This window comes from Silvibacterium acidisoli, assembly GCA_022870745.1.
Taxonomy (GTDB): Bacteria; Acidobacteriota; Terriglobia; order Terriglobales; family Acidobacteriaceae; genus Silvibacterium.
In genome coordinates this window covers 1,014,870-1,038,281 of record CP085323.1, presented here as the reverse complement: position 1 = coordinate 1,038,281, position 23,412 = coordinate 1,014,870, and the positions used below count along the sequence as shown (strand labels likewise).

At 58.6% G+C, this 23,412-nt stretch carries 22 protein-coding genes; 12 read left to right on the top strand and 10 right to left on the bottom strand.

Translation table 11 applies throughout. From position 1 onward, the window contains the following. Positions 1–5: 5 nt before the first annotated feature. From hpnC to LJD29_RS04235, 4 genes are read left to right on the top strand one after another with little or no spacing between them, the layout of a single operon-like run. Positions 6–968, top strand: coding sequence for a squalene synthase HpnC (gene hpnC / locus LJD29_RS04250; RefSeq protein WP_446744516.1), 963 nt, complete (start codon positions 6–8; stop codon positions 966–968). After that, the gene (locus LJD29_RS04245) at positions 965–1,882 is read left to right on the top strand and encodes a phytoene/squalene synthase family protein (protein WP_446744515.1); all 918 of its coding nucleotides are present in this window, start codon (positions 965–967) and stop codon (positions 1,880–1,882) included. Before hpnC ends, LJD29_RS04245 begins: the two co-directional genes overlap by 4 nt. Beyond that, entirely contained in the window at positions 1,879–3,285 is a 1,407-nt protein-coding gene (gene hpnE / locus LJD29_RS04240; protein WP_446744514.1) for a hydroxysqualene dehydroxylase HpnE, read from the top strand. The genes LJD29_RS04245 and hpnE overlap by 4 nt, the downstream gene beginning before the upstream one ends. Before the next feature lie 41 nt (positions 3,286–3,326). Continuing rightward, positions 3,327–5,186, top strand: coding sequence for a glycoside hydrolase family 15 protein (locus LJD29_RS04235; protein WP_446744513.1), 1,860 nt, complete (start codon positions 3,327–3,329; stop codon positions 5,184–5,186). Between the two features lie 2 nt (positions 5,187–5,188). Here LJD29_RS04235 and LJD29_RS04230 read toward each other — a convergent pair whose 3' ends face one another. Both LJD29_RS04230 and aroF read right to left on the bottom strand, forming a co-directional pair. Further along, the gene (locus tag LJD29_RS04230) at positions 5,189–6,379 is read right to left on the bottom strand and encodes a beta-propeller fold lactonase family protein (protein ID WP_446744512.1); all 1,191 of its coding nucleotides are present in this window, start codon (positions 6,377–6,379) and stop codon (positions 5,189–5,191) included. 10 nt (positions 6,380–6,389) lie between these two features. Further along, positions 6,390–7,451 carry a 3-deoxy-7-phosphoheptulonate synthase gene (gene aroF / locus LJD29_RS04225; protein WP_446744511.1) on the bottom strand — a complete coding sequence of 354 codons (1,062 nt, stop codon included), beginning with the start codon at positions 7,449–7,451 and terminating at the stop codon, positions 6,390–6,392. A gap of 218 nt (positions 7,452–7,669) precedes the next feature. Here aroF and LJD29_RS04220 point away from each other — a divergent pair, with 218 nt between their 5' ends. Next, on the top strand, positions 7,670–8,221 hold the full coding sequence (locus LJD29_RS04220) for an REP-associated tyrosine transposase (RefSeq protein WP_446744510.1): 552 nt from the start codon (positions 7,670–7,672) through the stop codon (positions 8,219–8,221). A 23-nt stretch (positions 8,222–8,244) separates the two neighbouring features. Here the strand turns inward: LJD29_RS04220 and LJD29_RS04215 are convergent, their stop codons facing one another. Continuing rightward, entirely contained in the window at positions 8,245–9,171 is a 927-nt protein-coding gene (locus LJD29_RS04215; protein WP_446744509.1) for an ArsR/SmtB family transcription factor, read from the bottom strand. A gap of 53 nt (positions 9,172–9,224) precedes the next feature. On the opposite strand from LJD29_RS04215, the gene ahcY reads away from it, so the two are divergent. Continuing rightward, positions 9,225–10,649 carry an adenosylhomocysteinase gene (gene ahcY / locus LJD29_RS04210; protein ID WP_446744508.1) on the top strand — a complete coding sequence of 475 codons (1,425 nt, stop codon included), beginning with the start codon at positions 9,225–9,227 and terminating at the stop codon, positions 10,647–10,649. Between the two features lie 143 nt (positions 10,650–10,792). Here ahcY and LJD29_RS04205 read toward each other — a convergent pair whose 3' ends face one another. Next, on the bottom strand, positions 10,793–11,572 hold the full coding sequence (locus LJD29_RS04205) for a hypothetical protein (RefSeq protein ID WP_446744507.1): 780 nt from the start codon (positions 11,570–11,572) through the stop codon (positions 10,793–10,795). Between the two features lie 21 nt (positions 11,573–11,593). Between LJD29_RS04205 and LJD29_RS04200 the strand changes: the two genes are divergently transcribed. After that, positions 11,594–12,547, top strand: a complete 954-nt coding sequence (locus LJD29_RS04200; RefSeq protein WP_446744506.1) for a hypothetical protein — start codon at positions 11,594–11,596, stop codon at positions 12,545–12,547. Between the two features lies 1 nt (position 12,548). Here LJD29_RS04200 and LJD29_RS04195 read toward each other — a convergent pair whose 3' ends face one another. Genes LJD29_RS04195 through LJD29_RS04185 form a run of 3 tightly spaced genes read right to left on the bottom strand, consistent with a single transcriptional unit; the run spans position 12,549 to position 14,641 of the window. After that, complete coding sequence (locus LJD29_RS04195) at positions 12,549–13,280, bottom strand: ROK family protein (RefSeq protein ID WP_446744505.1); 732 nt, start codon at positions 13,278–13,280, stop codon at positions 12,549–12,551. 36 nt (positions 13,281–13,316) lie between these two features. Beyond that, positions 13,317–14,141 carry an anti-sigma factor gene (locus LJD29_RS04190; RefSeq protein ID WP_446744504.1) on the bottom strand — a complete coding sequence of 275 codons (825 nt, stop codon included), beginning with the start codon at positions 14,139–14,141 and terminating at the stop codon, positions 13,317–13,319. After that, entirely contained in the window at positions 14,138–14,641 is a 504-nt protein-coding gene (locus LJD29_RS04185; RefSeq protein WP_446744503.1) for an RNA polymerase sigma factor, read from the bottom strand. The genes LJD29_RS04190 and LJD29_RS04185 overlap by 4 nt, the downstream gene beginning before the upstream one ends. A gap of 182 nt (positions 14,642–14,823) precedes the next feature. On the opposite strand from LJD29_RS04185, the gene LJD29_RS04180 reads away from it, so the two are divergent. Then, complete coding sequence (locus LJD29_RS04180; RefSeq protein WP_446744502.1) at positions 14,824–15,591, top strand: TlyA family RNA methyltransferase; 768 nt, start codon at positions 14,824–14,826, stop codon at positions 15,589–15,591. Between the two features lie 6 nt (positions 15,592–15,597). Then, entirely contained in the window at positions 15,598–16,455 is an 858-nt protein-coding gene (locus tag LJD29_RS04175) for an NAD(+)/NADH kinase (protein WP_446744501.1), read from the top strand. Positions 16,456–16,462: 7 nt separating this feature from the next. Here the strand turns inward: LJD29_RS04175 and LJD29_RS04170 are convergent, their stop codons facing one another. From LJD29_RS04170 to LJD29_RS04160, 3 genes are read right to left on the bottom strand one after another with little or no spacing between them, the layout of a single operon-like run. After that, positions 16,463–17,053 carry a hypothetical protein gene (locus tag LJD29_RS04170; protein ID WP_446744500.1) on the bottom strand — a complete coding sequence of 197 codons (591 nt, stop codon included), beginning with the start codon at positions 17,051–17,053 and terminating at the stop codon, positions 16,463–16,465. After that, positions 17,050–18,978, bottom strand: a complete 1,929-nt coding sequence (locus LJD29_RS04165; protein WP_446744499.1) for a sensor histidine kinase — start codon at positions 18,976–18,978, stop codon at positions 17,050–17,052. The genes LJD29_RS04170 and LJD29_RS04165 overlap by 4 nt, the downstream gene beginning before the upstream one ends. Positions 18,979–19,011: 33 nt before the next feature. Further along, the gene (locus LJD29_RS04160) at positions 19,012–20,421 is read right to left on the bottom strand and encodes a sigma-54-dependent transcriptional regulator (protein ID WP_446744498.1); all 1,410 of its coding nucleotides are present in this window, start codon (positions 20,419–20,421) and stop codon (positions 19,012–19,014) included. Positions 20,422–20,542: 121 nt separating this feature from the next. Between LJD29_RS04160 and LJD29_RS04155 the strand changes: the two genes are divergently transcribed. The 3 genes from LJD29_RS04155 (at position 20,543) to LJD29_RS04145 (ending at position 23,301) form a co-directional block, all read left to right on the top strand. Continuing rightward, positions 20,543–20,869 carry a rhodanese-like domain-containing protein gene (locus LJD29_RS04155; RefSeq protein ID WP_446744497.1) on the top strand — a complete coding sequence of 109 codons (327 nt, stop codon included), beginning with the start codon at positions 20,543–20,545 and terminating at the stop codon, positions 20,867–20,869. A 39-nt stretch (positions 20,870–20,908) separates the two neighbouring features. Further along, positions 20,909–22,288, top strand: a complete 1,380-nt coding sequence (locus LJD29_RS04150; RefSeq protein WP_446744496.1) for a dipeptidase — start codon at positions 20,909–20,911, stop codon at positions 22,286–22,288. Between the two features lie 149 nt (positions 22,289–22,437). Continuing rightward, on the top strand, positions 22,438–23,301 hold the full coding sequence (locus tag LJD29_RS04145; protein WP_446745874.1) for an inositol oxygenase family protein: 864 nt from the start codon (positions 22,438–22,440) through the stop codon (positions 23,299–23,301). Positions 23,302–23,412 lie beyond the last annotated feature (111 nt).

Below are 23,412 nucleotides of genomic sequence, written 5' to 3'. Positions count from 1 at the left end.
AGAACATGGCAAGCAAAGCACAATTGATTGAGCAGGGCTGGGCGGCTCTGCCTGCGGAGTATCGGATGCCGGCCACGCGGCCGTCTCTCGATGAGGCGCGTGCCTGGTGCAAGCGGCTGTCGGAGACGCACTACGAGAATTTTCACGTTGCATCGTGGTTTCTGCCGGAGCGGCTGCGCACGCACTTTCACTCGATCTACGCCTACTGCCGCGTCTCGGACGATCTTGGAGACGAGACCGGCAACCGCGAGCAATCGCTTGCGCTGCTCGATCTGTGGGGACAGGAGCTGGACGCCTGCTATCGCGGCGAGACGCGCCACCCTGTCTTTGTAGCGCTCGAAGAGACCATACGCGCCTGCGATATTCCAAAGAAGCCGTTCGCCGATCTGCTCGTTGCTTTTCGCCAGGATCAGTCGGTCACTCGATTCGCGACGATGAGCGATGTGCTCGAGTACTGCAGGTATTCGGCGAACCCTGTCGGCCATCTGGTGCTTTATGTCTGTGGCTATCGTGACGAAGAGCGCTTCCGCCTGTCGGACTTTACCTGTTCGGCGCTGCAGCTGGCCAACTTCTGGCAGGATGTGCGCGAGGACTACGACCGCGATCGCATCTACTTCCCGGCAGACGATATGAAACGCTTCGGCGTGGATGAGGCGACGATTGCGCAGCATAACTTTACTCCGGCCTTCCGAAACCTGATGGAGCATGAAGTCCGGTACGCACGACAGATGTTCGAGCAGGGACTTCCGCTGATCGGCTCGGTCGATCACGAGCTGGCCGTCGATCTTGATCTCTTCTCGCGTGGCGGACTTGAAATTCTCCGCGCTATCGAGGAGCAGGGTTATGATGTCCTGCGTTCGCGTCCTTCCATCTCGAAAACGCGCAAAGCAGCGCTGTTGCTGCGTGCCTTGACAGGGAAATTTCTGGGCCGCGGTCTGGGTCAGAGGAAAGCAGGCCGGGCCGCATGATTCCGTCCGTGACGGACGCCTACCGTATCTGCCGGGAAATCGCGCGCACGGAGGCTAAGAACTTCTACTACGCCTTCGTCGCATTGCCCGAGGCAAAGCGGAACGCCATCTGTGCGGTGTACGCTTTCATGCGTCACGCGGATGATCTTTCGGATGACGAAAGCCTGTCGATTGCGACCCGCCGCGAGAACCTTTCAACGTGGCTCGAAGCATGGCGCCGCGCCTCCGCGGGAGCCGAGACGGCAGATCCGGTTTTCATCGCCCTGCGTGACACGCAGAAGCGATTCAACATATCCAATGATCTGCTCGATCAGCTTGTGCAGGGAACTGCGATGGACCTGCATCGAGAGCTATCCATGGAAGGCTTCGATACCTACCCGACCTTCCGCGATCTATACCAGTATTGCTATCTCGTCGCTTCGGTTGTTGGGCTCACATGTATCCGCATCTTCGGTTATTCGGATCCGCGTGCGGAAAAGCTTGCAGAGGAAACCGGCATCGCATTTCAGTTGACGAACATTCTGCGCGATGTGCGCGAAGACAGCGAGCGCGGCCGCATCTATCTGCCACTCGAAGATCTTGCCCGCTACAACGTGTCGCTGGCCGCGCTCACGACCTCCGCAGTCAATCAGAAGAAAGTTACGGTGGAAGAGCGTGAACTGCTGCGCGCCATCGCCGCCCGCGCGGAGGAGTACTACAGATCGGGCCAGGCTTTACTGCCGCTGATCAACGCCGATTCGCGTCCGGCACTTTGGGTGTTGGTGAACATTTACCACTCGCTGCTCAAGAAGATCGTTGCGAACGATTACGAGGTCTTCGCTTCACGCGTTTCCGTTTCGACCCCGAAGAAGCTTTCGATCCTTGCACAGGGACTGCTCCAGGTTGCGGGGAACCGGTTGATGGGTGAGGGATGACGGGCGATCCGGCTGGAAAGACGGTCACTGTTGTCGGCGGTGGTGTTGCCGGCCTGGCGGCCGGCTGCGCCCTTGCCGAAGCAGGCTATCGCGTCCAGCTTCTGGAGCGCAGGCCTTACGTCGGTGGACGGGCGTCGTCGTATGAGCATCCGGGGACAGGCGAGGTCATCGACAACTGCCAGCATATTCTGCTCGGCTGTTGCACGAACCTGATCGATCTCTATAAGCGCATCGGTTCGGAGGGCGAAATTTTCTGGTCCTCGACCATCCATTTCATCGAGCCGGGCGGCCGCCAGAGCACTTTGCAGCCGTCATCGCTGCCTGCGCCGCTGCACACCTCATCGTCGTTCCTCGGCGCAAAATGCTTCACGCTTTCCGACAAGATCACCATCGCTCGCGGCATCGAAGGATTTCTTCGCCACACTCCTCCGGACTCTGAAGAGAACTTCGCGCAGTGGCTCGCTCGCCATCGCCAGACGCCTCGAACCATCCAGCGCTTCTGGTATCCAGTGCTTGCGAGCGCGCTGAATGAGGATCCCGAGTACATCTCGGTGCGCTACGCCGCCAAGGTCTTTCGCGAGGCCTTTCTCTATTCTGCCGAGGCGGGCAAGATGGGCATCCCTCTCGTGCCGTTGAGCGAGCTCTACGGTAAAGCGGTTCCATACATCGAGAGCCGCGGCGGTTCCGTGCATCTGCGTGCAAGCGTCGAGGCAGTCCAGCAGGTCAACGGCCGATGGATCCTCACCGCAGGTGAGCAGCAGTTTGAAAGCGACGCTGTGGTCCTCGCGTTGCCATTTGAAGCGCTGGCGAAGCTGATGCCCGCTCTACCTTGCAACGAAGCCAGCCGCGATTTGTCTGAGAACCTGGAGCAGTTCGGCCACTCGCCTATCACCAGCGTTCATCTCTGGTTTGATCGGCAGATCACTGATCTGACCCATGCCGCGTTACTCGACACGACCATCCAGTGGCTCTACAACAAGTCGAAGCTGCAGGGGCAAGTCACCTCCGATGGAGGTCATGCGATCGAGCTTGTCATCAGCGCCTCGAAAGCTCTTGTCCGCATGGAACGGCAGCAGATCATCGATCTCGCATTGAAGGAGCTGCAGGAATTCTTCCCGGTTGTGCGTGAGGCCAAACTGATCAAGGCTGCTGTGACGAAAGAGGTTCGCGCTACCTACTCTATCCGGCCCATGCTCGACAGCATTCGCCCCGGCTCGCAGAGTCCCTGGCCTGGCATCTACCTTGCTGGAGACTGGATTGCCACCGGCTGGCCCTCGACGATGGAGAGCGGAGTCCGCAGCGGATATATGGCTGCCGAAGCGGTTGCGAATGCCTTTGGCCACGCTGCATCGTTTGTCGTTCCGGATCTGCCCCCATCCGGCCTGATGCGCCTTTTCCCCTGACTCATGCCGTGTCCGCTGCCGGACGCATCTAAATCCAGGTTATGGCAGATGCCTCATCGCAGCGCTCATTCGAACCTATAGAAAATTACGGCGTCATCGGCAACATGCGGTCGATTGCGCTGGTGGATATCAACGCAAGCATCGATTTCCTCTGCTTCCCGGATTTCGACTCGCCGACCATCTTTGCAGCCCTGCTCGATCCGGAGCGAGGCGGTTGCATGACGATCACTCCACAGATGACCGGAATGCGCACCAAGCAGCTTTATTTGCCGGATACGAACATCCTGCTGACGCGTTTTCTATCTGAAGACGGTGTCGCAGAGATCGCAGATTTCATGCCCGTCGTCGACTCCAAGGACAAGACTCCCTACGGGCACCATATTCTGCGCATGCTGCGCGTCATCAAGGGGAGCATTCCCTTCGAATTTCGTTGCGCTCCCAGGTTCAACTACGCCCAGTGTGGTCACAGGATTGAGCGTCAGCAGGATTCTGTCTGTTTCATACCGGAAACGGAAGAGTGTCCCAGCGTGGCGCTTTATACAACCTTTCCGCTCGATATCGACGGCGGCGATGCGTTGGGAACCTTTACTCTGAAGACCGGGGAAACGGCAACGATCGCATTTGGAGAGGTTGACGGCGATGCCCCAAACGCCACGGCGATGATGTCTCCCGAGATAGCGCAGCAGCATTTCGAGGAAACCTCGCATTACTGGCGTTCGTGGATCTCCCGCTCGAATTACACCGGGCGCTGGCGGGAGATCGTCAACCGGTCAGCTCTGGTTCTGAAGCTGTTGTGTAGCGAAGAGCACGGGTCGCTGATTGCCGCGGCAACCTTCGGACTGCCCGAGAGAATTGGTGGAGAGCGCAACTGGGACTATCGTTATACGTGGCTTCGTGACGCGTCGTTCTCCTTGTACGCCTTCATGCGCCTGGGTTTCACCGAGGAAGCGCGCGCTTTTACGGGCTGGATACGAGACCGCATGCAGGATAACGCGGAGCACGGGCCGCTGCAGGTGATGTATCACCCGGACGGGCGGCAGGAACTCGACGAGGTACTCCTCGAATCGCTTTCCGGTTATCGCAACTCAAAGCCTGTGCGTATCGGCAATGCTGCGTACCAGCAACTCCAGCTGGATATCTACGGCGAGTTCATGGACGCTGTGTATCTCGCAGCCAAGTACGGAGACGGTATCTCATACCGTGGCTGGCATAACCTGCAACGCATTCTCGACTGGCTCGCCGAAAACTGGCAGCGCCCGGACGATGGCATCTGGGAGGTTCGCGGGGGCCGCAAAGAGTTCCTGCATTCACGGCTGATGTGCTGGGTAGCCTTCGATCGTGCGGTTCGTCTCAGCGAGAAGCGTTCCCTCGCCGGGCCGATCGATAAGTGGCGGCAGATTCGCGACACGATTTACGAAGATATCTTTACAAATTTCTGGAGCGAGAAGCTGCAGTCGTTCGTGCAGTACAAGGGCGCCGAAACGCTCGACTCTTCGGTGTTGCTGATGCCGCTCATGCGCTTCATCAGCCCGACTGATCCTCGCTGGCTCTCCACACTGGCTGCGATTGAGAAGAACCTCACGGAGGACAGCCTCGTCTACCGGTATGACAACGTCAGCTCGCCGGTCGATGGATTGTCGGGAGGAGAAGGCAGTTTCATCGCCTGCTCCTTCTGGTTCATCGAGTGCCTCGCACGCGCTCACCAGGTGGAAAAGGCACAGCTGCTCTTCGATAAGATGATCGGCTACGCCAACCATCTCGGGCTTTACTCGGAGCAGCTCGGCTCAAGCGGCCAACACCTCGGAAACTTCCCGCAGGCGTTCACCCACCTTGCCCTGATCAGCACGGCAACGTTTCTCGACCGTGCTCTTTCCGGCAAGAACAACACTGCCTGGCGCTGACGCTAGTGAACCCGGAAGGCTTTGACGGCAATGCTGGACGGAGCCTTTCCGGCAGGCAGCATCGTAAACAGCGACCCGATGCGCGTCGCACCATTCGAAGCATAGCTCTGCGTGCGCACGACGGAAACGTCGCTGGAACGGGCATCGACTGCAAGCAGGAGGAATCCGTTTGCGGAGAAGGCCACGGCGTCTGGCCCACCGCCCACATGCACCGTGTTGATGAGCTTGCCGTCATCGATCGAGTAAATACCGATTGAATCGGCGTTGAAGTTGCTTACCCACAACAGGGAATTGTCTGCGCTGACGACTCCGCTGGAAGGATGCGCTCCGACAAGATACGCTCCGCCAACTTCATTGGTGTAGGTCGCAATTTCAGAGATGGAATCGCTGTCGAAGTTCGAGACAAAAATCTCGCCGCCGTCAGGTTTGAGTGAAAGGTGAACGGGTGTGCGGCCAACCTCGAGCAAGGCCAGCAGCCGGTCTGTATGCTCAAGACCGATGTTGCTGGCGGGGCGTGCCAGCCCGATATCCATCACCTGCTTTGCTCCGGAGCAGGCGATGTACGCTTTCGACGAATCGGGCAGAATGGCGATATCGGTAGCCTGCGCGCAGCCGTCGAAGACCGCGCGGACCTTTAGTTTGACCGGATCGATGATCGATACGCTGCCACTGGTGCGATTCGAAACGACGAGACTTGCGCCATCGGGAGAGATCTTCGCCAGGCCCGGTCCTTCGCCCACGCCCACGACCGCAATCTCCCGGCGTGCGTCGAGATCGATAACCGAAACATTGTTGGAAGCGGAGTTCGCCACGTAAGCGCGCTTGCCGGCTGCGTCTACATCGATGGCATACGGTTTGTGATGCACAGGGATCGTCGCGGCAATGCGATTGTGCTCGGCATCGATTACTGTGACAGTGCCGCCGTCAGTGTTAACAGCGTAGACTTCGTTGCGCGTTGGACTGGCAGCGATGCCGGTCGGGTTTGCGCCCACAGGTAGTACACGATCCTGCCGCAGGTTCACCAGGTCCAGAACAGTGATGGTATTACTGCCGCTGTTCGTGACGTAGGCGTACTCGCGATAGTCCGAAGGATACTGCGGGAAGTGATGGCGGCTGCATCCGCCGAGAAGCAACGGCAGCAGAAGCCCAAGTGCAGAAAGGCGGCGCAGGTTCGGCCGCCATTTCTGTCCCATGGAAGTTTGACTAGCGTTCAGCAGAAGCGGTCTCGGCAACGTGGATTCCCCGAGGCACATTGCGGCCAAGGATCGCAGCAATCTGGCTGGACTCGTTCATCAGTTGCACAAACTGCTCCGGATAGATCGTTTGGGCTCCGTCGGAGAGCGCCTTATCCGGCTGGTGATGCACTTCAACGATCAGGCCGTCGGCGCCGACGGCGACCGCTGCGCGGCCCAGTGCGACAACCATGTTGCGTTTGCCGGTTCCGTGGCTCGGATCGACGACGATAGGCAGGTGGCTCAGCCGCTGCACCGCAGGAACGATGCTCAGGTCGAGCGTGTTGCGGGTGTGGTCGGCAAAGCTGCGCACGCCGCGCTCGCACAGGATTACCTGGTAGTTGCCTTCGCTCATGATGTATTCGGCAGCCATCAGGAACTCTTCGAGCGTCGCTGCGAGTCCGCGCTTCAGCAGGACCGGTTTGCGCTTGCGTCCCGCGGCACGCAGCAGGGAGTAGTTCTGCATGTTGCGCGCGCCGATCTGGATCACGTCGGCATAGTGGTCGACCAGCTCCAGCGCATCGGTGTCGATGGCTTCGGTCACGATGCGCAGGCCAAAGCGGTCGCGCACGTCGGCCATGATCTTGAGAGCCTCTTCGCCCATGCCCTGGAAGGCATAGGGCGAGGTGCGGGGTTTGAATGCGCCTCCGCGAAAGAACTGCGCGCCGGCGGCGGCAATCGCTTCTGCAGCGGCGAAGGTCTGCTCGCGTGATTCCACGGAGCAAGGACCGCCGATCATCGCCAGGTCCTTACCACCGATGGTCGCATCGGTTCCGGGGAAGGTGATAATGGTGTTCTCTTCCTTCACATCGCGGCTGACCAGCTTGTAAGGCTTCGAAACAGCGATCACTTCGGCAACGCCCGGCAGGTCTTCAAGGCTGGCGGCTTCGACACGGTCCTTGTTTCCGGTTATGCCAATGGCAGTACGCTGTGCGCCGGGCAAAGGATGCGCCCGGAAGCCAAGTTGCTGAATGTGCTCGCAGACTGCCTGAATCTGTTCAGGAGTAGCCTGCGGCTTCATAACGACGAGCATGGAACGCCTCTTTCGAAACCGCTGAAAACTCTAACGCTTAGTGTAATTCTTGGCCGCGCGGAGGGGCAATCGGGAGCGAGGAGCCCGACGGTGGCCCACACAAGCCTGCTTCTGGCTTGTGTGGGGAAACTCCATTCTGAAACAGCGGAAATCCGGGTGGCCCATTCAAGCCGCTTTTGGCTTGAGTGGGGCTCGCACACACTCTAAGCTGAGCCCACATGCCATCGAGACTCGTTCGTTTTCAAGCTTCAGGGCAAAGCCACTTTGTCACGTTCGGCTGCTACCACCGCCGCGCTTTGTTCGTGGATGAAGAAAGCGCAAGTGTTTTCGAGTTGGCATTAGAACGGGTTCGAACAAGCTTCGACTTATCCGTGTATGGATACGTCGTCATGCCCGACCACGTTCATCTCCTGCTCAGCGAGCCTGGGAGACGAACACTCGCCGACGCATTGAAGTCACTGAAGCAGGGAATTGCGCGCAGGCCCATTGCCGAGGCCGAACACTTCTGGCAGAAGCGCTACTACGACTTCAACATTCGGAGCGAAGTGCAGTTCCGAGAGAAGCTGCGTTACATCCATCGCAATCCGGTGAGGAAGGGGTTGTGCGAGCGTCCGGAAGACTGGCCCTGGAGTAGTTTCTTGCATTACGCCACAGGCGTGAAGGGGAAAGTAGAAATCGAATCGGAGTGGGCGGCGAGAGAGCGTGAGCGGAAAGAGGAAGGTGTCTCTGCGAACATCCTGCAGCCCCACTCAAGCCAAAAGCGGGCTTGAATGGGCCACCCGCCTGAGTGAGTCTACTCTTTGTCCCCAACCGCCAAAAGCGTTTGAAACCCCGGCCCCTCTGGCTCCCTGTGCACCACCGAAGTCTCAATGCCCCAGAAGCCAGCCGACTCCAGAAAGCCCTCCAACTCCGCTTCGCTGAAGCCCAGCCACTCATCGGCGTAAAGCTCGCGGGCTTCTTCGAAGCGGTGTTTCACGAGGTCGAGAATCGCGATCCGTCCACCCGGCTTCAGTACCCGATGAGCCTCGGCCACGGCGCGTGCTGGATGCAGTGCGTGGTGCAGCGATTGCGAGAAGAAGACGAGGTCCACGGAAGCGTCTTCAATGGGAAGCTCTTCCATGTCGCCCAGGCGGTATTCGAGGTTGTTTACGCCCTGCTTGCGTGCCTGTTCGGTTCCGACCTCGATCATGCGGGCGGAGGTGTCGACCGCGATCACCTGCTTTGCCCGTTGGGCCAAGAGGAGCGAGAATGCGCCCTCGCCCGCGCCCAGGTCGGCGATCACCATGGGAGGCATCAGCTTCAGCAGCGCCTCAGCGACGCTTTTCCATGACTTGCCCGGCACATAGCTGCGCCCGAAGCGCCCGGCGACTTCGTCGAAGAAGGCGCGCATCTTGTCCTGCCGCTTGCGCAGCACGGTCTTTACCGCGGTCTCGTCAAGCTGGGCTTCGGGGAGTTCGAGCCGCGCCTGCGCCAGCAGGTCTGCCAGCATGGCTGCGCCGTTCTCGCTCTTCAGCCGGTAGAGGCTGTTCTTTCCCACGCGGCGGTCTTCGACCAGGTCGGCCTGCCGCAGCTGCGCCAGGTGAGTGGAAATGGTGCTCTGGCCCATCCCGAGAACTTCCTGCAACTCCGCGACCGACAGCTCCTCGCGCTCCAGTAGCAGCAGGATGCGCAGGCGGTTTGCGTCGGAGACGACACGCAGGATTTTGACAATCGATGCCATGATTGGTGGTATTATATCGAAGTATCTCGATTTAACGATATGAGGAGTTTTTGATGGCAACCGCGACACTCGAAACCACCGATTACAAAGTAGCTGACATGTCTCTGGCCGACTTCGGCCGCAAGGAGATTTCCATTGCCGAGCACGAGATGCCCGGCCTGATGTCGATCCGCCGCAAGTACGCGGCCGAGAAGCCGCTCAAGGGTGTTCGCGTGACCGGATCGCTCCACATGACGATCCAGACGGCTGTGCTGATCGAGACGCTGGTCGACCTCGGCGCCGATGTGCGCTGGGCAAGCTGCAACATTTTCTCGACGCAGGATCACGCTGCCGCCGCCATCGCCGCAGCCGGCGTACCCGTCTTCGCCTGGAAGGGCGAGACGCTCGAAGAGTACTGGGATTGCACCTACAAGGCCCTGACCCACAAGGGCGACCTCGGTCCGCAGCTCGTCGTCGATGACGGCGGCGACGTGACCCTGCTCATCCACAAGGGCTATGAGCTCGAGAACGGCGACGGCTGGGTGAACACTCCTTCTTCGAACCACGAAGAGCAGGTCATCAAGGATCTGTTGAAGAAGGTTCATGCCGAAGACCCGCAGCACTGGCACAAGCTTGCCAAGGAATGGCGCGGCGTCTCCGAAGAGACGACGACCGGCGTGCATCGCCTCTACAAGATGATGGAGCAGGGTGTCCTGCTTGTTCCTGCGATCAATGTCAACGACTCCGTCACCAAGTCGAAGTTCGACAACCTCTACGGCTGCCGCGAATCGCTGGCCGACGGTATCAAGCGCGCGACCGACGTCATGGTTGCCGGCAAGGTCGCTGTCATTTGCGGCTACGGAGATGTGGGTAAGGGCTCGGCTCACTCTCTGCGCGGCATGGGCGCTCGCGTCATCGTGACCGAGATCGATCCGATCAACGCGCTGCAGGCTGCGATGGAAGGCTTCGAAGTCGCTCCGGTTGAAGACACTCTGGGACGCGGCGACATCTACGTCACCTGCACCGGCAACCTCGACATCATCACGTACGAGCACATGCAGGGCATGAAGGACCAGGCCATCGTCTGCAACATCGGCCACTTCGACAACGAGATCCAGATGGATCGCCTGAACGAAGCCAAGGACGTAAAGAAGACGAACATCAAGCCGCAGGTCGACCAGTACACCTTCCCCGACGGACACCAGATCTTCGTCCTCGCCGAAGGCCGCCTGGTGAACCTGGGCTGCGCAACCGGCCACCCGAGCTTCGTGATGAGCAACAGCTTCGCCAACCAGACTCTGGCGCAGATCGACCTCTGGAAGAACAAGGACACCTACAAGGTCGACGTCTACACGCTGCCCAAGAAGCTGGATGAGGAAGTTGCTCGTCTGCACCTCGAGAAGATCGGTGTGAAGCTCACGACGCTTTCGCAGAAGCAGGCGGAATACCTTGGCGTGTCGGTCGATGGACCGTACAAGGCGGAGCACTACCGCTACTAAAGCCCGTGCGTCCTTTTGAAAAGAAGTGAGGGATCTGGCCGCTCGGAGAGCGTCAAGCGCAGATTCCTCAATTCTCTCGAATGGCAAAAAACTAAAGGCCGCAGGAATCATCCTGCGGCCTTTAATACTTTTGAAGCAAAGGTTTATTCGCCGCGTGAACCGAGGGTCTGCAGGCCGAAGGCCGCGCTGATGTCGTGCAGCTCCGAGCGGACGCGTTCCCAGCTGAGGGTCGTCTTGTTGTCGAGTTGCAGGGAATAGACCATCTGGTCGATTTTGCCGGCCATCTCGATCACGCGCTGCACATCTGCCTCGGCGCGCTTGTGATCTTTGAAACGCTTCCACATTTCGTCGGTTTCCTTCTGGAAGCTGTCGGTCATCGCCTTGGCATCGCTTTCACGGTTGGTGTTCCGGATGCCGCTTTTCTTCAGCGAACTGGAGAACGTCGAGTAGAAGTCCTTTGAATCTTCCTTGAGGTTCTTCATGATCTTTTCGACGTCATGATCGTTCAGGCGCGACTGTGCGTGAGCGGGGCAACTGCTGAAAAGGCCGCAAAGCAGGGCGGCTGGCGCCACGAGGCGTAGATAGGAATAGAAACGGCGCGGTGCCATAGGGGTGTCCTTCCTTTCATTATCTTGGATGGGCCGCGTTTGCAACAAGAGTTTTGAGATGCAAATGCGACCTGTGTGGGATATCTCCAGTAGCGGAACGTTCATAAAATTTGTTATATGGGACGGGTGTTTCACGTGGGCAAAAGCGGAACGGGCCGCAGACTTCTTCGATTTCTGCTGGTGCTCTGCTGTGTTCTGGCTGCCCTTCCTGCCTGGGCTGGCAAAAAACAGGATTTCCGCCCGTTTGTAATCCCTTTGAAGCCGTACGGCATTCCCAAGGGGTTGTTTTCCAATGTCTCGTTCGGATGCCTCCATGAACACTCCGCGGGAACCCGCATGTTCTGGCTAGGCCCCGATCGCATTTTTGTCGCATTCACGACGAACTCCCCCTGCACCTTTCATCCTCATGAGAAATCGGGGCAGGTCAGGGCAATTATTTTCGATACCAAGGGGAATGCTCTTGCGACTCATTCCTGGCCAGTGAATGCAGGCGATCTGAATATCTTCCCCGGTCCAGGTAACACCGTTATTTTTCGTCACGATACCCGTATCGACGTGCTCGGTCCGGACCTCGAGACGGTTGAGACAGGGGAGCTGGATCAGAATCCCCGGGGACTTTGGGTGACGCCACACCGCGAAACCATTCCGCTGCTGACCGCGGACGGCCGTTACTTCGAGTTCTATCAACCGGACCCGTTGAACCAGGTCGCGACGATCGCTCTGGACCAGAATACCGAGGCGAATGCTGTGAAGGAGTGGGTGCCGGGCGACGAGCGCGTTGCGGGCAGCTATTGCGCCGGAAAGTCACAGTACACCTGCTCGAAGATCATTGTATTGACCTCGGATGCCCGCTTTCTCTCGCCCGACGGCGAGCCGTGGACATTCGAAGAAAACGACCGGCCCGTGTCTCTTAAGCCGATTGGCTTTCTCGATTCGCGCCACCTGATCGTGGTGCGTGAGGAGCGAGGATTTTTTCATACTTCGAAGCTGCTGATTGTTCGCCCGAACGGTTCAGCGACACCCATTGCGTCGACTGCCGCAGGATCCTTCGCCGATCGCATCGTCGGAGTGACACAGGATACGAGCCGTTTCGCGCTTGAGTATCTGACGCCCGGCAATTGTGATGAGTGTATTGCCGATCGCTTCTTTTCCGTTGTGGATCAGGATGGCGGAAAGACGGTCTTCGAGGCTTCCGGCTCGCCTTACTTCAGCGATGGAGGCATGTCTCCTGATGGCAAGTCGTTCGCGCTGCTGGATGGCAGCGCGATCACGATTTTTCCACTGCCCTGAATCAGGCTTTGCCTTCAGAAAAGCGCCATACGGCTATGCCGCCGAGCAAGCCATCTTCATTCGAGACGACGGTTACGTGCGCGGGGAGCTTGAACTTGATGTCCTTGGCGTTGCCGCCGCCGATATAGAGGTGATCCCAGTTGAAGGTGTGGGCGGTCTGCTCGATGGCCTTCTCCAGCAGTTCATTCCAGCGTTTCTTGCCGTGCTTTTTGAGCCCTTTCCGGCCGAGAAACTCTTCGTAGGTTTTGCCCTTGCGCCAGGGATGATGTCCCAGTTCGAGCCCTGAGCAGAGATGGCCGTCGATGAAGATGGCCGACCCCAGGCCGGTACCCAGAGTGAGAATCATCTCGACGCCTTTGCCGCTGATGGCTCCATAGCCCTGTACGGCTGCGTCGTTCGCAAGCTGCACCGGCTTTTTCCAGTGGCTTTCGAGCCGCGCCTTCAGCGCATAACCGATCCAGTCGGGATGCAGGTTCGCCGCGGTCATCGTCTTGCCGTCCTTGATGACGCCGGGAAAGCCAACAGTGACCCTGTCGAACGAAGGCATCTGGGCCTTGAGTTTATCGAGGATCGCCAGCATTTTGACTGGGGTCGCCGGCTCGGGGGTAGGTGTACGAAGCCGTTCGGTGACGGGAGAGCCCTTGGAATTGAGGGCCATTACCTTCATGCCCGATCCGCCGATGTCTACCGCCAAAGTTACAGGATGGGAAGTTCGTGCTTGTTTTTTCGCCATGGGAACTAACAGTTAGATGATTGTTCTGACGAGAGGTTATCCCGCGAGCACAATCGGCAGGGTGGGTGTATTCGCACCCTGTGCGTCTTCAATGGTCACACCGAATGCCTTGGCCGCAACACCAGTGGGCAGATTCGGGAGCACCACCGAGCCGCTGCCCCTGGTATCGGGACGGAAGAGGCCGGCGGGAATCGGCGCTTTGCCGTCAGCCGGAATCAACCAGAGCTCATAGGTCTTGTCGGCAGCGATGGGATGCAGGTGGCTGGCGACAAAGACGAGCGTGCCGCTCTTCTTGAGGTACACTGCGTGGCCGTTCGGTTGAGCAGACTGCTTGCTCTCGGTCAGCGTCACCTGCTGAGCTTCGGGTGACGTCAGGGCCTCCATCAGCTCCTGTGCGCGCTGCGCCTGGGCGGAAAGCTGTGCGATCTCTCCCCGATCCTGGTTGAGCTGCTGCTGCATCTGAAGGTTGTGATTGCCCAGATAGGCGGCAACCGCGAGCGTCGCTACAGCGACGAGCCAGCCAACCCAGCCGAATCGCGATCCTGTCGTTGCTGGAGTCGTGGCGTGGCTACGCGCCGAAAGCGGCGCAGCTGGAGCCATCGGGGCAGGCGCGGCGGCTGAAATCTCCTGCGGGGTATTGGCTGCACGGGCCAGCAGTCGCTGACGCGCGCCGCCAGGCATTACCTGCTGCTCCGCACTAAGCCCGATCAGGGCCACTTCTGCAAGAATCGACGCGTACTCAGCCCTGCACTCAGCGCAGACGTCGAGGTGCGCCTGTACCGGGCGGCTCTCCTCGGGCGTCAACGCCTGCATGGCGTAGAGCGTCAGATCTTCCTGCGAGATGTGAGGCGTGTCGTTCAAGCCTTCAGTGCCTTTCTGATCGTGATCAAAGCCAGCCGGATCCGGGTCTTTACCGTTCCCAGCGGGTCTCCTGTTTTTTCGGCAATCTCCGAATGAGTCAGGCCCTCAAAAAAAGCAAGTTCCACCGAATGCTTCTGCTCTTCAGGAAGCGATTGCACTATGCTTCGCACTCGCTCGAGCAGCACATATCGCTCCGCCTCGTTGGTCAGGCTGCTCGAGCCGGGCAACGCAAACAGTTCTACGTCCTCGTACGGCTTCCGGCGACGTAGAACGTCGATCGAACGGTTGCGCGCAACTACCAGCAGCCAACCGCCGAGCGATCCTCGGCCGGAAACGAATGTCGTGGGATTTTTCCAGATCTGGATGAAGATGTCCTGCATGACATCTTCGGCATCTCCAGGATCCTTCAATACGCGGAGGGCTACGGAGTAAACCAGGCTTCCGTAGCGGTCGAATAAGGTAGACAGCGCCTCCTGTTGCCCCGACTCAATACGAGTCATCAGCGACATATCGTCCGCATCGCTCAAGACATATCTGTCTTGAGAACGGGTCGCATCGTCATTTGGATGGGCGAAATCCTGAGGCATTCCGACGAGTTCTACCTTCGATCCACGATTATTGCATGGTTCAACTATGATTCTCTTTAGAGCGCGGTCACAGACCGTCTTCTACTTGCGATACGATGAAAACCCGTTTGGATAAGTTGCTCGTAGAGCGAGGATTAACCACTACTCGGGAACGGGCACAGGCGCTCATTCTTGCCGGTCGCGTCCTCGTTCAGGAACAAAAAATCGATAAGCCAGGTGCCTCCGTCGCACCGGAAGCCGCGGTACGCCTGCTTGGCGATGACCTGCGGTACGTAAGCCGCGGTGGGCTGAAGCTCGAAGCGGCACTCGAGCACTGGGAGATCGATCTGACCGGCAAAGCATGTGTCGATATTGGGACATCGACCGGCGGTTTCACCGACTGCATGCTGCAGCACGGAGCAGCCAGCGTGACCTGTGTCGACACCGGTTATGGGCAGATCGCCGAAAGCCTGCGCCGCGACCCTCGCGTGCAGCTGATGGAACGGACGAACGCCCGCAAACTCGAACCGGGCCAGCTCTCCGCAACCATCGAGTTTGTATCCATGGATGTTTCTTTTATCTCCGCCACTCTGGTGCTGCCTGCGGTTATCTCGGCGCTGCGTGCCGGGCAGCCGGATCGATCTCCGGTCGAAGCAGTCATTCTTGTAAAACCGCAGTTTGAAGCAGGAAGGGAACACGTGGGTAAGGGCGGCATCGTGCGCGATCCCTTAGCCCACCGGCTCGCGGTCGAACGGGTCAGGGCATGCGCCGAGGAGAGTGGCGGCGCCGGGATAGAAGTGATTGACTCACCGATTCATGGCGCGGAAGGGAATCGCGAATTTTTGCTGCACTGTCGCTGGGCTCAACCCGTGCCTGTAAACTGAGATTTCATGCGACCTGTCGCCATTATCTCCAAGCCGCAGAAAGAAGAGCTGAAGACTCTTCTGCCTGAGCTCATTCTCTGGATGAAAGCCCATGGGCTGGATCCGATCCTGGATCCGGTAAGCGGCAATTACGTTCAGCATTCCCGGGTTGTAGCGCGCCACCTGATGCCGGCGGAAGATCCTGAGCTGGTCATCGTTCTTGGCGGAGACGGAACACTGCTTTCCGCGGCCCGCGTTTTTTCCAAGACCGGCACCCCCATCCTGAGTGTGAATCTCGGGTCGCTGGGCTTCCTCACCGAGGTGCCGCTGGCCGAGCTTTACACGACGCTCGAGGGCTGGTGCAAAGACTGCTTCATGATCGACACGCGCTTTATGCTGCACAGCGAGCTCTGGCGCGATGGAAATCTTTTTGCTGAACACGATGCGCTGAATGACGTGGTCGTGACCAAGGGCGCAATCGCCCGAATGGGCAATTTCCGGGTCATAATCGACGGCGCGCTGGCAGCGGTCTTCCGTGCCGATGGAGTGATCGTTTCCACGCCAACCGGTTCCACGGCCTATTCGCTGGCGGCTAACGGTCCGATCCTGGTTCCCAACGTGGATGCGCTGATTATTGCGCCGGTGTGCCCGCACCTGTTGACACTGCGTCCCATTGTGGTGCGCGGAGACGCGGATATTGCCATCAGCCTTGAAGGTATTCCGGAGCAGACCTACCTGACCGTCGACGGGCAGGAGGCGATTCTCATGATGGTGGGAGACGAACTGCGCTGCCGTCGTTCGCAATACGGCGTCAAGCTGGTGCGCCTCGGTCCCGGAGGCTTTTTCGATGTGCTCAAGGCCAAGCTAAAGTGGGGCGAACGCTAGTTCGCCCTTACGGTTTGGTCAATTCCTCGAGCAGCACGTGCGCTTTGGTAACGAGCGTATGGGCGCCGTCCAGATCATTCTGATCCAGCGACTGCTTGGCTTTTGCCAGGAACGTGCGCACCTGCGCCGCGGTCGTCTGCTCTTCGTTATTCAAAGGCCTCTTGATGCCGTTCAGGCCATTTTCTGTAGCGGTGATCTGCTCGAGAATGGCGCGGCGGTTCGGCAGGCTGCCGACATCGCCGGAGGTTGAGAGCTGCCCGATCGGGGAGTGGTCAGCCGGCTCCGGTGTGTTTTGCGGCGTGGGAGCCGTTTCCTTTGAATTCTGGGCGGCAACTGGCGGCGCCTCCACCGGCTTGCTTCTGCGGTGCGAGGTCTTCTTCGGTTTCTGCGATTCGTGCTTCGCGCTGTCGTCCTGGGCTTCGGCTACATTCGGCACTGCCGGGGCAGGCAATACAGGCGGAGGAATATCCTTCACCATGTCCCCCGGAGGCAGAATAGGTGCCTGCGCTGCCGGAGGGGGTGGCGGCGGCGACTTATGTTTACAACCAGCAACCATGCAGAGCAGCATGACAACCGCAAGCGTACGTGCGGATTTCATTCTCTAGGCCCCTTGAAGACCGTCGTATCTGTATCTGATAAACCGCGCAATCTTGGATCGGAGAAGTTCGACGCAGGCATTCTGAGGGTGAATGTCGCTCCCTCTCCAGGCTTCGATTCTACGTCAAGCTGACCGTTGTGCAGTTGAACAATTCGGTACGTCATTGCGAGACCGATTCCGCTGCCTTCCCGCTTGGTCGTGAAATAGAGGTCGAAGATGTTCGGACGGATCTCGTCGGGTATTCCGTCGCCCTGATCCTGGATGCTCAGGCTGGCCATGCGGCCGTCTTCGGTCAGCCGTACTGACAGGTCGCCGCCGTTCGGCATGGCCTGGGCTCCGTTCAGGACGATGTTCAACAGCGCCTGCTTCAGCAGGTCGGCATCCACCTTCGCAATGACCGGGCGGCCGGGAAGCTGGCTGACGACGGTGATGTTGTGTGTCTCGAGCTCGACCGAAGCGAGGGTGAGCACGCTCGAGACGATGCCCCGGAGATCCTGGTCCTTCAGCTGAAGCTCGACCGGACGCGAGAAATCGACCAGCGTCTGCACGACACGATCCAGGCGGCGAATCTCACTGTCAATCACATCAAGATGACGCAGCGCGGGTGCTTCCGGATCTGTTTTGCTGCGTAGCAGTTCCAGGTGCACGACGATGGCATTGATAGGGTTCTTTACCTCGTGGCCGACTCCGGAGGTAAGGCGCCCGATGGCGGCCATGCGGCGTGAAAGCTCGAGCTCGCTTTCGATCTCGCGGACCGATTCCAGATCGTGCAGCGTCAGAAGGGCACCAAGCGCATGCTCCTGGCCTCTTGATCCCGTGCGGCTGTGATCGTCATGAATAAAGTCGAGGGAAATCTCAACGCGGCGCCCCGCTTCGGTGACGATTTCTTCCTGCACAATCGACATGCGCGCGTCGAAGGCCTGCCGAACCATGCGGCCCAGCACAGTGTTGCGGTCGAAGATGTCGTGAACCTCGGCTCCCAGGATCTGCTCGCGGTCCATATCGAGGAAGCGCTCGACCGATCGGGAGACCAGCACCGCCCGCGAGTCGCGCGTGAACAACATCATGCCGTCCTGCAGGTTCGACAGGATCTGGTCGAGGTTTTCTTTCAGTGCGGAGAAGACCTCTTCGACGTTCTTCATGCGCCGGCCGAGCCGATCGATCTTGTTCGAGACCTGCACCACGGTGTCAGAGGACTGGCCTTCTTCCAGTTCGCCGGCAGCTTCCGTCTCCGCCTGCGCCAATGCATCGAGGCGTTCGCTGATAAGGGCGATTGGCTGCAATGCCAGATTGGCAACAAATGCTGCCACGATCAGGGAAATCAGGATGGCGAGGCCGATGTATGTCAGCGCTTCGATCAGCCATGGGTGGAACGCGTTGCCGAGGAATGTCGTGCGGATGCCGATTTCCACGGTTACGAATGGCTGGTTGTCGCGTTCGAGGCCGATCGACAGGTTATAGACCCGCGGAGGGCCGAAAACGACCTTCAGCGTCTGAATCAGCGAGTTATTGCGCAGCGACGCGTAGTTTGGCCGCTCGGGCAACAGGTGGTCCTGAAGGCCTGGATCAGGGGCCGTCACCAGGCCCATGCGGTTTTTGTCGACGATCGAGACGTCGAGCACCGTCGGAGAATAATTGATGACCGAGTTGATCAGCGCATTCAGGCCTGCATCTTTACGCAGCGAGGTGGCCACCGCCTCTCGCAGAGCGACCGGGTCCTTGACGTCGATGGTGCGGTTCCGCAGGCCGTTTTCGAGGGCGGCGCGCGTGGCAAAATTCAGCTGGTTGGCGATGATGTCTGTCGAGAGGTAAGACTGCTCGATGTGCTGCTGCAACAACTGGCTGAGATAAAGCCAGGAAAGCACCGTCACTGCCAGAAACACCAGGCCAGTGATGGCTGCAACGAGTTTGGTCTTCAGTCTCATGCGACTGTTTATGCCGTCCTTTGATGCGGCAGATTACTCTTCAACTCCAACACTATCCGGCCCCTTGGACTTCACATAGTCTTTCAACTTGTTGTGTAGTGTCTTCAGGCTGATGCCGAGGATATCGGCTGCGCGGGTCTTGTTGTTATTGGTCGATTCCAGGGTCTTGATGATCAACCGCCGCTCCGCTTCGTCGACAGTTGAACCAATCTCGACCTCAATAGTGTTGCCGGAGGAGACGGTTTCCGGGGTCCACTTTACCGATTTGCTGCCGAAGCCGGGGGGAAGGTGGCTCGGGCGCAGCAATCCTTCACCGCATAAGACGACGGCCCGCTCAATCGTGTTGCGGAGCTCGCGTACATTTCCCGGCCAGTCGTAGTCGAGCAGCCGGTTCAGCATGTCGCTGTCCACCCCGGTCACATTGCGCTCATGTTTGCGGTTCATATCCGCAAGCATCGTCTCCACAATCGCGGGGATATCTTCCTTGTGTTCCCGCAGCGGGGGCATCTGGATATTGAACACATTCAGGCGGTAGAACAGGTCGCCTCGGAGCTGCCCGCTTGCCACAGCTTCCTCGGGATTCTTATTGGTTGCCGAGAGGACGCGAACGTCGACGGGCGATTCCACCTTGCTGCCCAGCCGGCGGAGCTTGCGCTCTTCGAGCACGCGCAGCAGCTTGGCCTGCGTGACGACCGGCATTTCGCCGATTTCATCCAGCAGCAGCGTCCCTTCTTCGGCCAGCTCGAAGCATCCCGCGCGGCGTTCCATGGCACCGGTGAAAGCTCCTTTCTCATGGCCGAAGATCTCGCTTTCGATCAGTGTTTCCGGAATCGCGGCGCAGTTGACGGCGACAAAGGGTTTCGCTTTTCTCGAACTGAGCTCGTGAAGCGTGCGGGCCACCAGTTCCTTGCCCGTGCCGCTCTCTCCGGTAATCAACACGGAGACGTTGGACGAGGCAACGCGCTCGACGAGAGCAAAGAGCTCCTGCATCTTCTTCGACGAGCCGACCAGCGAACCAAGCTGGCCGCTGTCGCGCAGCTTGCGGCGTGTGATCTCAAGCTCGCGGTCGGTTTCACGCTGTTTGGTTGCGTTCGACAGAATCGTCTTCAAACGGGTTGGATCTACAGGCTTCTGGATGAAGTCGTAGGCTCCGATTTTCATCGCTTCGACCGCTGCCTCGATAGAGCCCTGTGCGGTCAGCACGACGACAGCCTGATCCTGCTTCATCTCGCTCAGGCGGCTGAGCAGCTCGAGGCCGTCCATGCGAGGCATCTTCAGATCGGTAACAACAATCCCCGGTTGCCATGCCTGCACCTTTTCCAGTGCTTCCAGTCCATCGCGGGCCGTATCGGTACGATAGCCCCAACCTGAGACCAACTCTGCAAGCCCAGTCAGGGCATGCAGTTCGTCTTCAACAATTAATACTTTTTCCTGATTTGCCATAGGGATACCGCTAAGGGGAGGCTTTCTCTCTTGTATCACGGCGGGCCTGTATCTGGCCTCAAAATGCAGGCCCGAAGCGGTTTCCGGCGACCGGCCGCCCGGGCGTTGTATCGTTGATTTCATGCTGGATTACGAGATCACGCCTTTGGCCCTGCAGCAATTAATTGAAAAAGGCGAGAAGCCTACCCTGCTCGACGTGCGCGAGCCCTGGGAATTCGAAGCCGCCCGCATCGACGGCAGCGTTCCCATGCCCATGGGAGACGTACCGTCGCGGGCCTTTCAGGAGCTCGATCCGGAGAGTCATATCGTTACCATCTGCCACCATGGCGTCCGTTCCATGAATGTCGCCGTCTGGTTGCGCAACCAGGGTTTTGAGAGTGTACAGTCGCTGCGCGGTGGCGTGGATGCCTGGTCGGCAGAGATCGATCCGGCGGTTCCGCGCTACTGATCCCGGCGATGCCGCCCCAACAATTCGGAGTCATTTCTTATGTCTGCTGCAGTGGAATACGCACGCCAGAATGCCGGACGCTTTCTCGATGAACTGAAGGCGCTGATCCGCATCCCCTCCATCTCAACCCTTCCCGAACATAAGCAGGACGTGAACGCCGCCGCCGAGTGGCTGGCTGCTGAGCTGAACCGTATCGGCATGGAGAACGTGGAGGTAATCCATACTCCGGGCCATCCTCTTGTGTATGCCGACTGGCTGCATGCGGAAGGGAAGCCGACCTGCCTCTGCTACGGCCACTACGATGTACAGCCTCCCGATCCGCTCGACGAGTGGAAATCGCCGCCGTTTGAGCCTACCGAGCGCGATGGCAACCTCTATGCCCGCGGCGCGGTCGATGACAAGGGGCAGATGTACATGCACCTCAAGGCGCTGGAGTCGCTCTTCAAAGCAAACAGCGGCAAGCTGCCTTTAAATGTCCGCGTGCTGCTCGAAGGCGAGGAGGAGGTTGGCGGCGAGCAGATCGCCCGCTTCATCCGCGAGGAGAGCGACAGGCTGAAGTCAGACTTCGCGCTGGTTTCCGATACCGAGATGTTCGCCCCCGGCCTGCCTACGCTGTGCGTTGGCCTGCGCGGCATGATCTACACCGAGATCGAAGCTCGCGGCGCGCGTACCGATCTACATTCCGGGATGTACGGTGGGGCTGCGCCGAACCCATTCTTTGCTCTGGCTCAGGTCATCGCGCAGCTGAAGGACACCGCCGGCCGCATCCTCATTCCCGGCTTTTACGACAAGGTGGAAAAACCGAGCGATGACGAGCTGAGCGCCTGGGCGAAGCTGCCCTTTGATGAGAACCACTATCGTGAGACCGAAGTCGGCTCGACGAGGCTGACGGGAGAACCCGGTTACTCCGTCCTGGAGCGCACCTGGGCTCGCCCGACGCTGGATGTTCACGGCATGCCCGGCGGCTTCATCGGTGCCGGGGCAAAGACGGTGATTCCGGCGAAGGCGGTGGCTAAAGTCTCTATGAGACTGGTGCCCCACATGACGCCGCAGGAAGCCTTCGAGCAGTACAAAAGCTATGTGGAGTCGCTGACTCCGGACGGCATTCAGTTGGAAGTGCGGCTGATTCACTCAGGTGACCCGATCGTCGTTGGAACGGACAATCCTTATATCCAGGCAGCAACGGTTGCGATGAAGGAGATCTGGAACAAGGAAACTGTATTCGTACGCGGCGGCGGCTCGATCCCGATTGTGGGTGATTTTGAACGGCATCTGAAGATTCCCACCGTCATGATGGGCTTCGGTCTTCCGGACGACAATCTGCATGCTCCGAATGAGAAGTTCCATATCGGCAATTTCCATCGCGGAATTGAATCGATCATTGTGTTCTTTGAAAAGGCCGGCGCAATCGCCGGCTGAGAAGATTGGTCACGACTCAAAGGGGCAGGATGCACCCTGCCTTTGCCGTTCGGGGGTCGCGTGCGGTTGTCAGTCGTTATTTTGGCGTGCTAATGTTATCCGTCGCGTAATTCCGTACCTTATCCGGCACGCGAAAACGGGGTGTGAGCATGGGCACAGCGGTTACAACTCAGGACAAGAATCTTCTTCCCATCGAGGATGCGTGGGAGGATTTTGTTGCAGGTCGCTACAAAGAAGGCAAGGACGAGTCTGAGTACCGCGTTTACGACGAAGGAACCAACCCTGGAGTCGCTGCCTTCTACCGCGAGAATCACCTCAAGCAGACCCTGGCCTTCGTTCTCGATAAAGAGAAGGAATACTACGCGCTGAATAAGGGTGAGCGCAGCATCTGGGAAGCAGCGGAGTATCTGAATACGCTGGTCGATGAAAGCGATCCGGATACCGATCTGAGCCAGATCGAACACCTCATGCAGACCTCGGAAGCGATTCGCCGTGATGGACATCCGCGCTGGATGGTTCTCGCCGGTTTCATGCATGACCTTGGCAAGTGCCTTTGCCTCTATGGTGAGCCGCAGTGGGCAGTCGTGGGAGATACCTTTCCGGTAGGCTGCGCTTACTCGGACAAGATCGTTTTTCCTGAATACTTCAAAGCGAATCCTGATTACCAGGTTCCGGAATTACAGACAAAATACGGTATATATGAGCCAAATTGCGGGCTGGACAAGGTACACATGTCCTGGGGACATGATGGCTATATCGCACATGTAGTTCGCGACTACATGCCCGAACCCGCGCTCTATATGCTGCGCTATCACTCGTTCTATGCAGCACATCGGCAAGGCGCCTATCAGCACCTCATGTCGCAGCATGATATCGAGATGTTCGAATGGGTAAAGAAGTTCAATCCTTACGATCTTTATTCCAAGGGACATACGAAGCCGGATGTTCAGGCTCTGCGGCCCTACTATGAGGATCTGATCGCCGAGTTCTTCCCAGCGAAGTTGCGCTGGTAGATTTCTACGGCGAACATCGTCATGGTGCGATGTTCGCCGCTTCCTTCAACTAAATTGCAGGAGCGAAGTTACCGGTTTGTTTGCTGCTGCATCATATGGGATTACATGCTG

Excerpts from the sequence above, each read along its gene's own strand:
- hpnC (WP_446744516.1), top strand. The coding sequence starts at position 6 with ATGGCAAGCAAAGCACAATTGATTGAGCAGGGCTGGGCGGCTCTGCCT.
- LJD29_RS04245 (WP_446744515.1), top strand. The coding sequence starts at position 965 with ATGATTCCGTCCGTGACGGACGCCTACCGTATCTGCCGGGAAATCGCG.
- hpnE (WP_446744514.1), top strand. The coding sequence starts at position 1,879 with ATGACGGGCGATCCGGCTGGAAAGACGGTCACTGTTGTCGGCGGTGGT.
- LJD29_RS04235 (WP_446744513.1), top strand. The coding sequence starts at position 3,327 with ATGGCAGATGCCTCATCGCAGCGCTCATTCGAACCTATAGAAAATTAC.
- LJD29_RS04230 (WP_446744512.1), bottom strand. The coding sequence starts at position 6,379 with ATGGGACAGAAATGGCGGCCGAACCTGCGCCGCCTTTCTGCACTTGGG.
- aroF (WP_446744511.1), bottom strand. The coding sequence starts at position 7,451 with ATGCTCGTCGTTATGAAGCCGCAGGCTACTCCTGAACAGATTCAGGCA.
- LJD29_RS04220 (WP_446744510.1), top strand. The coding sequence starts at position 7,670 with ATGCCATCGAGACTCGTTCGTTTTCAAGCTTCAGGGCAAAGCCACTTT.
- LJD29_RS04215 (WP_446744509.1), bottom strand. The coding sequence starts at position 9,171 with ATGGCATCGATTGTCAAAATCCTGCGTGTCGTCTCCGACGCAAACCGC.
- ahcY (WP_446744508.1), top strand. The coding sequence starts at position 9,225 with ATGGCAACCGCGACACTCGAAACCACCGATTACAAAGTAGCTGACATG.
- LJD29_RS04205 (WP_446744507.1), bottom strand. The coding sequence starts at position 11,572 with ATGGAGGCATCCGAACGAGACATTGGAAAACAACCCCTTGGGAATGCC.
- LJD29_RS04200 (WP_446744506.1), top strand. The coding sequence starts at position 11,594 with ATGTTCTGGCTAGGCCCCGATCGCATTTTTGTCGCATTCACGACGAAC.
- LJD29_RS04195 (WP_446744505.1), bottom strand. The coding sequence starts at position 13,280 with ATGGCGAAAAAACAAGCACGAACTTCCCATCCTGTAACTTTGGCGGTA.
- LJD29_RS04185 (WP_446744503.1), bottom strand. The coding sequence starts at position 14,641 with ATGACTCGTATTGAGTCGGGGCAACAGGAGGCGCTGTCTACCTTATTC.
- LJD29_RS04180 (WP_446744502.1), top strand. The coding sequence starts at position 14,824 with ATGAAAACCCGTTTGGATAAGTTGCTCGTAGAGCGAGGATTAACCACT.
- LJD29_RS04175 (WP_446744501.1), top strand. The coding sequence starts at position 15,598 with ATGCGACCTGTCGCCATTATCTCCAAGCCGCAGAAAGAAGAGCTGAAG.
- LJD29_RS04170 (WP_446744500.1), bottom strand. The coding sequence starts at position 17,053 with ATGAAATCCGCACGTACGCTTGCGGTTGTCATGCTGCTCTGCATGGTT.
- LJD29_RS04165 (WP_446744499.1), bottom strand. The coding sequence starts at position 18,978 with ATGAGACTGAAGACCAAACTCGTTGCAGCCATCACTGGCCTGGTGTTT.
- LJD29_RS04160 (WP_446744498.1), bottom strand. The coding sequence starts at position 20,421 with ATGGCAAATCAGGAAAAAGTATTAATTGTTGAAGACGAACTGCATGCC.
- LJD29_RS04155 (WP_446744497.1), top strand. The coding sequence starts at position 20,543 with ATGCTGGATTACGAGATCACGCCTTTGGCCCTGCAGCAATTAATTGAA.
- LJD29_RS04150 (WP_446744496.1), top strand. The coding sequence starts at position 20,909 with ATGTCTGCTGCAGTGGAATACGCACGCCAGAATGCCGGACGCTTTCTC.
- LJD29_RS04145 (WP_446745874.1), top strand. The coding sequence starts at position 22,438 with ATGGGCACAGCGGTTACAACTCAGGACAAGAATCTTCTTCCCATCGAG.